Raw genomic sequence first — 10,145 nt, 5'->3', positions numbered from 1 at the left:
TCATCCTGGCATTTTACGCCGCAGAGCGGCGGGGAATCGACCCGCAGGGATTGAAGCCCACGGGCAGTCGAGGGGCGATCGCCTCCACATGCACCTCCAGCACATCTCCGGGTTCAGCTCCGTCAATCCAAATCGGCCCAGTCAAGAGGTGGGGGCCAACGCTCACTCGCTGCGATTCCGGCAAGTTTTGCACAATATTCAGCAGTTCCGGTGGCGCAAATTCAGGAGGAGCCTGATCGCACACATAGAATCCCGTATAGGTTTCTACGTGGACGCGATCGCCCGACTGAATGTGTAAAACAGGGGTAAGGGAGGGGGAAAATCCGCCCAAATGAACGGTTTTACAGGTGGTAAGGAGATGATGCTCGGCCATAGGAGGGAAGAAGATGTGGGCGGTTGAACCCAGGGATAAAACAGGATGCGAAAGCACTATAGCGTATACTCAGAAATGATCTACGTTGGGATGGGCGATCGCCCTCAAAGCACGGTTCCTTCTACGGTGCGAAACATTCTCTAGCAACATATCGTCCTCTCATTCACGGTTCCTTACGGTGATTCAGCAGGTTTCCATGCGCTTACCTGGTTTCATAGCTCGATTCGTTTCGCAGCGACAGGGGCGATCGCCTTTCATTGCCCTATTGTTGGTACTGCTCGTCAGTGGCTTGCTAGGAATTGGCTCGGTGCGGGTCATGGCTACCCCAACCATCGGGACAACCGATCCCGTGACCGCTGAGTATACCCTCGGCCAAGAACTGTACCTTGAAAATTGCGCCACCTGTCACCTTGGCATTCCGCCTGCGGTGCTGCCCGGTGAAACCTGGCGACGCCTCCTCCTTTCAACCGAACACTATGGAGTCGTGATTCCCCCCCTCTTAGATCCGACCCCGACCTTGATTTGGAACTATCTTCGAGACTATTCACGGGGGCTGAATGAAGGAGAAGCAGTGCCCTATCGCCTTGCTGAATCCCGCTATTTCAAAGCATTACATCCTCAAGTTGATTTACCCCAACCTTTACAACTAACGGGATGCGTCAGTTGTCATCCCGGAGCCGAACGCTACGATTTCCGAAGTTTGACCCCAGAGTGGGAGTGATAGGATGAATCTGTTCAGGATTCTGCGCCTGACGCTACCATAAGTAAAGCGCTGACTCTGTCAGTGCTATTTGCGATCGCCTATTCCTTGCGGGGAAGAAGCGACAGATTAATTATTTTCATAACTGCTTGGACATTTTATTGTTGCCATGTTAAAGAAACTGCTGGGCGACCCAAACGCACGAAAGCTCAAACGGTATCAACCTGATGTGGTTGAGATCAACCTTCTCGAAGAAGAGATTCAAGCCCTGTCGGACGAAGAGCTTAAAGGGAAAACAGCAGAGTTTCGGCAACGCATTGAAAAGGGCGAAACCTTAGACGATCTGCTCCCCGAAGCCTTTGCCGTGGTGCGCGAAGCCGCCAAGCGAGTCTTGGGAATGCGGCACTTCGATGTGCAGCTCATCGGGGGCATGGTACTCCACGACGGCCAGATCGCTGAAATGAAAACCGGGGAAGGCAAAACCCTGGTGTCTACCCTGCCTGCCTACCTCAACGCATTGGAAGGAAAGGGTGTTCATGTGATCACGGTTAACGATTATCTAGCTCGCCGTGACGCAGAATGGATGGGGCAAGTTCACCGTTTTCTAGGACTTTCAGTGGGTCTAATTCAGCAGGGTATGACCCCAGCAGAGCGGAAGAAGAACTACGCTTGTGATGTGACCTACGGCACCAACAGCGAACTCGGCTTCGACTACCTACGCGACAACATGGCAACCTCCATGGCCGATGTGGTGCAGCGTCCCTTTAACTATTGCATCATTGACGAAGTGGACTCGGTGCTGATCGACGAAGCCCGCACGCCGCTAATCATCTCTGGTCAGGTCGAACGTCCTAGCGAGAAGTATCTCAAGGCAGCGGAAGTCGCGAACCATCTCGCCCGCTTCAAGCGTGCTGCGGTTCGAGAGTACGAAGCCAAAAAAGCAGAAGCCACTCGCCTCCAAGAAGAAGGCCATAAGGAAGAAGCGGCTCGCCTGTTCCGTGAAGCGGATGAAGCCCAAGAGCAAGTCGATCGCTACTACGAAGTCGATGAAAAGGCGCGGAACGTTCTGCTTTCCGATGAAGGTTTTATCAAAGCAGAGGAAATCCTGGGTGTGACCGATCTCTACGATCCGGAAAATCCCTGGGCGCACTATGTTTTCAACGCGATCAAGGCCAACGAACTGTTCATCAAAGACGTGAACTACATCGTCCGCAACGACGAAATTGTGATCGTAGATGAGTTTACGGGGCGGGTGATGCCAGGTCGGCGCTGGAGTGATGGTTTGCACCAGGCTATCGAGGCCAAAGAACGGGTGGAGATTCAGCCAGAAACTCAAACCCTCGCCACGATTACCTACCAGAACTTCTTCTTGCTCTATCCCAAACTGGCGGGAATGACCGGAACAGCGAAGACGGAAGAAGCTGAATTCGAGAAAATCTATAACCTGGAAGTCACCATCGTTCCCACGAACCGAGTATCTAAGCGTCGAGATTTGTCAGACGTGGTGTATAAGACGGAAGAGGCCAAGTGGGTTGCGATCGCTAAAGAGTGTGCTGAAATGCACGAAATGGGTCGCCCGGTCTTGGTGGGAACTACCAGCGTTGAAAAATCAGAAGTTCTGTCTCAGCTCTTGAGTCAAGAAGGGATTCCCCATAGCCTCCTCAACGCGAAGCCAGAAAACGTGGAGCGGGAGTCGGAAATTATCGCCCAGGCCGGTCGGAAGGGAACCGTTACCATTGCCACCAACATGGCCGGACGGGGAACCGACATCATCCTGGGGGGTAATGCCGATTATATGGCGCGTCTGAAGGTGCGGGAATATTTCATGCCCCGCATTGTGCAGCCCGAAGACGATGAGTTTGCGGTCAGTTCTGTTGTGCCGGGTAGCAAATCCAACGCCCAAGGGTTTGCGCCCTCTGGCAAAAAGGTAAAAACCTGGAAAGCCTCGCCCCAAATCTTCCCGACGGAACTCTCTAAAGACGCGGAAACCCTGCTGAAGCAGGCTGTAGACTTTGCGGTGAAAACCTTTGGGGAGCGATCGCTGCCTGAATTGCAGGCGGAAGACATTGTGGCGATCGCCTCTGAAAAAGCACCCACGGATGATCCCTTAGTCCTGAAACTCCGGGAAGCCTATAACCAAGTAAAGGCCGAGTATGAGGCGTTCACCCGTGCCGAGCATGAAGAGGTGGTTTCCAAGGGCGGACTGCACGTCATCGGTACTGAGCGTCACGAATCGCGCCGGATTGATAACCAGTTGCGTGGTCGGGCAGGTCGTCAAGGTGACCCTGGCTCTACTCGCTTCTTCCTCAGCTTGCAGGATAACTTGCTGCGGATCTTTGGGGGCGATCGCGTGGCTGGATTGATGAACGCCTTCCGGGTTGAAGAAGATATGCCCATCGAGTCGGGAATGCTGACGCGAGCGCTGGAAGGTGCCCAGAAAAAGGTTGAGACCTACTACTACGACATCCGGAAACAGGTCTTTGAGTATGACGAGGTGATGAATAACCAGCGTCGTGCCATCTATGCCGAGCGTCGCCGGGTACTCGAAGGACAAGACCTCAAAGAACTGGTGGTGAAATACGCCGAGCGCACGATGGATGAAATCGTGGACGCTTATATCAATCCTGAACTGCCGCCCGAAGACTGGGATCTGGCCAATATGGTCTCGAAGGTCAAAGAATTTATTTATCTTCTCTCTGATCTAGAGCCAGAACAGCTTGAAGATCTTTCCGTGGGCGAGATGAAGACGTTTCTCCATGAGCAGACTCGGATCGCCTACGACATGAAAGAAGCTCAGGTGGATCAGATTCAGCCCGGATTAATGCGACAGGCCGAGCGATTCTTCATCCTGCAGCAAATCGATACTCTGTGGCGCGAGCATCTTCAGCAAATGGATGCCCTGCGTGAGTCCGTAGGATTGCGGGGCTATGGGCAGAAAGATCCGTTAATTGAATACAAGAGTGAGGGTTACGAAATTTTCCTAGAGATGATGATTTCGATTCGACGAAACGTAGTTTACTCCCTCTTCCAGTTTCAACCGCAACCCCAACCGACCGTGAAGAAATCATCAGAAGTGGTGCAGTAAGCCGCATCTATTTTTGACTCATTTGGGGCGAATGATGAGGTGAACCGTTCAAATCGGTTCACCTTTTTTGCAACGCCGATCTTGAACGGCCTGTCTTGACTTGCAGAAACACGTTAGTCGTTCGGGAGCCAATGTAAACCATCGCCAGGAATACTTAAGTTTCAGATCTTTAGGTTTCTTTTACATAACCGTAAGTTACAGGTGGCAGTGTACGGGGAGAAGCATGTTAAGTTGCTTATTGGAATGAGATCTCCGCTCTAGAGACACAGATGCTCTGGAGCTTTTTTCTTTTTTTAAAATTAAATAAAGGAAAATAATCACAGGCTGAAAAGATTAGAAAATAGACTAATTCTTACGATTTCAGCTCAATTTAGGTTGGGCTTCAGGACTGAAATTGATACGGAATCTGATTCGCAAAGTAGCGCTATTTCAGAGATCCCTCCCAAGTCTCCCTACCCTGCGGGAAGCCGCTTCGCGTCTAGAGCAAGGGGAGGCTGCGTCAGACGGTGGGTTTAAGTGTCATCTTATGGCAAGCTTGAAGTTGATATGACGGTAAATAAACGAAAGGTGGCCTCAGGTTAAACAACCTCAAACCCCCTTGTTTCAGCGATCGCGAATCTCTCGAAAAACCACTAACTAGCCTTACGAAACCCTGCTTCAGCGAGGACTCGCTCTAGGGTTGCCAGTAGAGTCAATACATTTTCAGGACGGCTGTTGTACCCCATCAAACCAATGCGCCATACCTGGCCTGCCAATTCACCCAGGCCATTCCCCACTTCAACGTTGTACCGATCCAGAAGCTGACGGGCGATCGCCTTTCCATCTAAACCGTCGGGAATCCTAACCGTTGTGAGGGTGAGTAGACGGTGTTCAATGTCTACATGGCACTGAAGTCCTAGATCGGCCAAACCATCCCAGAGCAACTCGGCATTCGTACGATGGCGATCCCAACTCTCTTGCAATCCTTCTTCTGCCAGCAGGCGCAACGCCTCATAGATACCATAGTTCATGTTGATGGGGGCAGTGTGGTGATAGACTCGCTCATTTCCCCAATACTGACCGAGGAGGGTCATATCAAGATACCAGTTCGCTACTTTTGTGCGTCGTTGCTGGAGTTTTGCAACGGCGCGATCGCTCATGGTCAAGGGAGACGCTCCAGGTGGACAGCCCAATCCTTTTTGGCTGCAACTGTAGGAGAGATCAATTCCCCAATCATCAATAAACAAAGGAACGCCGCCCAAACTGGTCACGCTATCCACCAGGAGCAAGCAGTTGTACTCACGGCATAGCGCCCCAATCCCCTCCAAGGGTTGGCAGGCTCCGGTCGAGGTTTCAGCATGAACTAGCGCCAAAATTGCCGGACGATGGGTTTCCAGTCCCGCCCGAATCTCATCTAGGGAAAAGACGTGACCCCAGGACTTGCTCATGGTGCGAACATCGGCTCCGTAGCGGCCTGCCATATCCACAAGCCGATGCCCAAAATAACCGTTTACGCCCACCAGGACAACATCTCCCGGTTCAACAGTATTGGCTAACGTGGCTTCCATCGCCGCACTTCCAGTGCCACTGACCGGAATCGTCATGGTGTTGCTGGTTTGCCATGCGTAGCGTAGGAGCGACTGCGTTTGACTCATCAACTCCAGGAAACGCGGATCAAGATGCCCGACGGGAGGCAAACCCATCGCTTGTAGAACTAGCGGATGAGGGTTAGAGGGGCCAGGCCCCAGCAATAGCCGAGGGGGCATATTGATGGGTTTTGCTGCAATCCGATGCGTACTATCGACGCTTGAAGACGAGTTAGAAAGTATGGCAGTCATGAATTTACCTGTCGCAATGCATAGTCGGTGGCGAGATTCTATTACAAGAGATGCAAAACAGAGGATGAGCGATCGCCTCCCGCCATTCTCCCATGAATCATGGTTTCGGATTTGAAGCTCGATCGGAGAGGATTGTAAGGATTCTTAGCCAATCCTTCATAGACTTAACAGTCGTGGAGGTTTCCAGAATGGCAGAAACTGCTTTCCTGAATTGACTAGTCTTGGCTGAGTTCGAGATGCTGACTGATATCCGCTTGAACCGGCGCAGGTTCGGACTGACAAGCATGGGTGTCATGGGAATCATAGGCGTGATCGGCGTCTTCGTCGGCTACAGGATTGCCGTTATCCGTGGGAGGAGGCGTTGCAAATTCATGCCGTTGGACGACGGACTTTAGGCGACTGTAGAATCCTGAGGCTCGCTCCGTAGGAATGAACTGCGAAATAGATGGGGTGCGCAGCGGGTACTGCACAGACCACTGGGCCGGTTCAGACGGACATGAATGAGCGGAAGCCGGTTTTGGCGAGGCTGTTTCGGGGAGGGAGGATGCCGTTTCTTGGATCGAGGGCTGGGAAGAGCGGTCGTGCTGAGTATGTCCGTCTGAGGAGGATGCCCAAGATTCCTGGGAATCGGGGGCGATCGCCTGCGAGAGGAGAGATTCATCGGCGACATCCGCAGATAGCCCTTTAGAATGCAACGGAGATGCCATGATCTCGGTTGACGAGTCGTGATGAGGAGATGAAGATTTGGGCGATCGCGACCAATCCCGATTGAATTCAGATGCCGCAGAATCCGAGGTTTGGCGGTGTAGAGCCTGGGCAGATTTTCTCGCCAGTAAAGACGTTGGATTAGGAGGTGAAAAAATGGGATAGGCGGCGGCTTCGGTCGATGATTCCCGTAGAGTTTTGGGTAAGCGACTGCTGACAATTCGATCAAACTCGCCATTGAAATGAGGAATTGGCTTCTGGCGACGTTGCCAAATCATCAGAATCTGTTCTACAGAAATCACCTTGTAGCGTCCTTGGTACAACGCCTCAACAACAGCCAATCGTAGCCAAGCCATTGGATATTGTGCCGACCAGCGCTGAATAAGCTGCTCAGGACGATAGCCATCCAGATCAAATCCGTAATGGACGAGTAATTTTGCGATCTCCTCAGTATCAGTTGGCTTTGCTACGTCGGTCATGACTGGAGGCCCCCAAGCAGCACCTGTCTAAACTACACCCCTATGCGCATTGCGTCATACACCAACGGATGGCTACTCAGCAGTCTTAGCGCTACTCACTATCCTATCGATCCTGCGGCTGCAAAATCGAAAATCTTTGTGCAGAGGATTTCTTTGCTACAAAGCGTTTGGATTTGAAGTAGGGCTTAGCTCAGAGTATAGGGTCTCCCATTATCGCTGATTCTTTCTGCGCCCATCTATGGTGACTTCATACTGTTGGCGATCGCCCCTCCGGTGGCAGGTTAAAACGCGTAGTAGCCAAAGCACACGGTGCTTAGTGTTAACCACTGCTTGGGTTTAGATTAACGTCAATGCATAGCGTCCGGATGTTCTTCACGTAGGCGAGTGAGGGCATAGGTCGCCGCCGAGGCAACGTTGGGATGGCTGTCTTTTTCTAAATATTCCAGTGCCGAAACGGTTTTCGGTGCGGGTAAGTGCCCCAGAGCCTCGGCCAACCGCTGACGAATGAGCCAGTCGGGAGCTTGGGCAAATTTCAGCAGATGTTCGACAGCATCCGTTGCGCCGATTTCTCCCAAAGCCGCGATCGCCGCTTGTTGCAACACGACCTCATCGCTGTCTAGCGCCTTCAGCAAAATGTCGCGGGCCCGTGGATCTTTCAAATTGCCTAACGATACTGCTGAGCTAAACCGCACCAGCCAGTCCGTATCTTCGTAGAACGTCCGTGCAAGGGGTTCAAAAGCACGGGGATCTTCGAGATAGCCCAAGGCTCCCGCCGCATCAGCGCGAATGCCGTAGTCTGGGTCTGTTTCTAGGAGTTTCACCAAGATCGGAAAGCATTCCTCTGTTGGCTTCAGTCCCAGGGCGAATACAGCCATCGAACGAACCTGTAAGTTGTCATCATCCAGAACTTTCTTAATCAGCGGGACGGCCTGATCCGGTGACACATCGCGCAGATTGGCCAGCGCAATCATGCGATCGCGCGAATTGGCACTCTCAAGCTGTGTCTCGATTTCTTGGAGGGTGAGCTGAGCCATAAATCATAAAGTTTACGTTTCTACACATTTATTGTAGGAGAGTCTTTCGGGATGTGGGAGATTGGGCTTGGTTCACGTATTGCCGGGAGGGTGGATAGATAAGTATCGACGCTAAGCATTGGAATATCAGTTGGACACAGGTACCCAAACCTGCTGTAACGTGGACATCAATACCCTGGTGGAGCGAAATGAATGACCTGATTTCTGATCAAATTCCGGGCATAGCCAAAGGAACTCGATCATAATTTCGCGCGGGTGTTCAGGATTCCACCTAAAATGATTCATTGTTAATTCAGCGTGACGCCTTGAACTCGTGAAACTGTTTGTTTATCACACCCCCGAACTCGTCCCTAGTGATTCTATCCCTGACTGTGCGATCGCGATTGATGTCCTCCGAGCCACTACCACCATGGCAACAGCACTAGGGGCTGGGGCTGAGGCTGTTCAAGTGTTCAGCAGCATTGATGAGTTGATGCAGATAAGCGAACAATGGCCGCCTGAGAAGCGGTTGCGGGCTGGCGAACGAGGTGGCTCAAAGGTGGAAGGCTGTGATTTGGGCAATTCGCCGTTGGACTGTAGCCCCAGCCTCATGGGCGATCGCCGCTTGTTTATGAGTACGACTAACGGCACTCGCTGCTTGGAACGGATTCAAAATGCGGCAACGGTGTTGGCCGGAGCTTTGATTAATCGGGCGACCGTCGTGCGGTATTTGCTGGATACGCAACCCGCTGAGGTGTGGATGGTGGGGTCTGGTTGGGAAGGCAGTTTTTCCCTGGAGGACACCGTTTGCGCAGGAGCGATCGCCCATGCCCTGAGTCAGCACTTCAAGGACGACGACGACTGGATCGGCAACGATGAAGTGATTGGGGCGATCGCCCTTTACACTCAGTGGCAGACGAGTTTGTTAGACCTACTGCGTCATGCCAGCCACGGCAAACGGCTCTTGCGTCTAGACGGAGACAAGGATCTGGAATTTTGCGCTAATCTCGACAGCCTAGATGTGTTGCCGATCCAAAAAAGCCAGGGCGTGCTAGTGCGCTACTAAGAAACAGGACTTACGCAATTGAGCGATTTTGCGCGGGTTACACCCGCGCAAAATCGCCTAAAAGACTCAGGACGCCGCACGTAGTGCGTAAGTCCTGAGGAACTCAAGCAACGTGGGCTAGGATAGGCTTAGTGTCCTTGCCTATTGCCAGACGTTAAGCAAATGCTAGAGTGTCCTCGATGTCATCATCCTGTTGAGGGGCAGGCGATCGCCTGTCCCCAGTGTCAGCTTGTCCTGAAAGCACACGGGCATCCGGGTATTCCGCTCTATCGTTCAACTGACGGGCAGTACCTGTGCCAAACCTGTCTCTACGATCACGATGAAACCTGCACGTTTCCACAGCGTCCCTATGCGACGGAGTGTACGTTGTATACGAATCCTCAGTCCATGGCGGTGCAGACGCCGTATCGTCCCAGTCAGGTACGCCTAATTCGGGCTTGGCTGAGCCAACATTTAGCCTGGATTGTCCTGGCTGGTATTGCGGCGATTAGTCTAGGAATTGCGATCGCCAACCAATGAATCGTCAATTGAATCGTTAATCTACGAGAACTCGCTATAGTGAGTCGCATAGGCTGTGATCTCACTAAGAACGGTCTTAAGTAAGGTTAGGAGTGCTGCTTGAGAATGTTCATGTTCTGAATGGCTTACAGCACTTTAAAAAATGCCTCAAACGTTACGAAACAGAGTTGTTTATGCAACCTGGCGCAAATTCCGAGCAACCGCCCCATACGCGATTCCCTCAGCAAGACGATAGTGAACTCCCTCTGAATGGCCTGATTGACTGACAAAACTCACACAACCCTGATTCTCTCGTAGGTTGGGTGAGCGCTAGCGTAACCCAACAGAATATAGGCTAGAGTTGGGTTCCACGTTGTTTCACCCAACCTACTAGAAAAGATATGTCAGT

8 protein-coding genes are annotated in these 10,145 nt (G+C 52.0%); 4 read left to right on the top strand and 4 right to left on the bottom strand.

What is annotated here, in order from left to right:
- Positions 1 to 13: 13 nt before the first annotated feature.
- Complete coding sequence (locus IGR76_15550; GenBank protein ID MBF2079888.1) at positions 14 to 373, bottom strand: acetamidase/formamidase family protein; 360 nt, start codon at positions 371 to 373, stop codon at positions 14 to 16.
- Between the two features lie 196 nt (positions 374 to 569).
- On the opposite strand from IGR76_15550, the gene IGR76_15545 reads away from it, so the two are divergent.
- Together IGR76_15545 and secA are read left to right on the top strand one after the other, a co-directional pair.
- Positions 570 to 1,094, top strand: coding sequence for a diheme cytochrome C (locus IGR76_15545; GenBank protein ID MBF2079887.1), 525 nt, complete (start codon positions 570 to 572; stop codon positions 1,092 to 1,094).
- A gap of 148 nt (positions 1,095 to 1,242) precedes the next feature.
- Entirely contained in the window at positions 1,243 to 4,158 is a 2,916-nt protein-coding gene (gene secA, locus IGR76_15540; GenBank protein MBF2079886.1) for a preprotein translocase subunit SecA, read from the top strand.
- Positions 4,159 to 4,790: 632 nt separating this feature from the next.
- Here the strand turns inward: secA and IGR76_15535 are convergent.
- The 3 genes from IGR76_15535 to IGR76_15525 form a co-directional block, all read right to left on the bottom strand.
- On the bottom strand, positions 4,791 to 5,975 hold the full coding sequence (locus IGR76_15535) for an alanine--glyoxylate aminotransferase family protein (GenBank protein MBF2079885.1): 1,185 nt from the start codon (positions 5,973 to 5,975) through the stop codon (positions 4,791 to 4,793).
- Between the two features lie 215 nt (positions 5,976 to 6,190).
- Positions 6,191 to 7,159 (bottom strand): hypothetical protein, encoded by a 969-nt coding sequence (locus IGR76_15530; protein ID MBF2079884.1) that lies wholly within the window; start codon positions 7,157 to 7,159, stop codon positions 6,191 to 6,193.
- 347 nt (positions 7,160 to 7,506) lie between these two features.
- Positions 7,507 to 8,193 (bottom strand): HEAT repeat domain-containing protein, encoded by a 687-nt coding sequence (locus IGR76_15525; protein MBF2079883.1) that lies wholly within the window; start codon positions 8,191 to 8,193, stop codon positions 7,507 to 7,509.
- A gap of 313 nt (positions 8,194 to 8,506) precedes the next feature.
- On the opposite strand from IGR76_15525, the gene IGR76_15520 reads away from it, so the two are divergent.
- Positions 8,507 to 9,238, top strand: coding sequence for a 2-phosphosulfolactate phosphatase family protein (locus tag IGR76_15520; GenBank protein ID MBF2079882.1), 732 nt, complete (start codon positions 8,507 to 8,509; stop codon positions 9,236 to 9,238).
- 162 nt (positions 9,239 to 9,400) lie between these two features.
- Positions 9,401 to 9,757, top strand: a complete 357-nt coding sequence (locus tag IGR76_15515) for a zinc ribbon domain-containing protein (GenBank protein MBF2079881.1) — start codon at positions 9,401 to 9,403, stop codon at positions 9,755 to 9,757.
- The last annotated feature ends 388 nt before the right edge of the window (positions 9,758 to 10,145 follow it).

Origin of the sequence: Synechococcales cyanobacterium T60_A2020_003, from assembly GCA_015272205.1 — a bacterium.
GTDB lineage: Bacteria > Cyanobacteriota > Cyanobacteriia > RECH01 > RECH01 > JACYMB01.
Note: the sequence above shows the minus strand (reverse complement) of the source record. Positions and strands in the feature narration are given on the sequence as shown.